Consider the following 548-nt stretch of genomic DNA (forward strand, 5'->3'; position numbering starts at 1 on the left):
GCATCCATCGTGATTCAGGGTCGTTTATGCTGATTACATCGTTTGTTGTCTTTTTTAGTTCTGAATCGATTTTTTCGACTTTCTGCAAAACTTTTTTGGCAGATTTTTTATCTTTCTTTGCTTGGTCTAGAAGTTTTTTACTGCTTCTTCGTAGTTTGAATTCGTTTCTATCTCCTTTTGTACTTTCAGTTACTTTTTTGTAGATTTCTTCAAAGGATTTTTTGTCAATTAATTCTTTTGGCACGGAATTCCCTGATTCGTCTCCGAGAATTTCATCTTCTTCTTCATCCAGTTCAATACTCTTTTTTAAGATGTCTTTGAGTAAATCTATTTGTTCTTGATTGGTTAAATTATTTATGGATGCTTTGGCTTTGATTTTTGTTCCATCAATTGCTATGTGTTTGAGTTTTACTAAATCTAATTCTTTTGCCATTAAAACTGTTGTTTTAAATGCGTCATCGATTAGTTCTGCATGATCTACTTTGAATCTGTTGATTGTTCTGAAATCTGGCTTTTCCATGCCTGCCAAGTACATGTAACTAACGTCT

At 32.8% G+C, this 548-nt stretch carries 1 pseudogene; it reads right to left on the reverse strand.

Annotated features, from left to right (window positions below):
- Positions 1–520, reverse strand: a pseudogene (locus MBBTH_RS10765) (IS1182 family transposase); the annotation flags it as partial.
- Positions 521–548: the final 28 nt, after the last annotated feature.

It is taken from the genome of Methanobrevibacter thaueri, from assembly GCF_003111625.1.
GTDB classification, from domain to species: domain Archaea; phylum Methanobacteriota; class Methanobacteria; order Methanobacteriales; family Methanobacteriaceae; genus Methanocatella; species Methanocatella thaueri.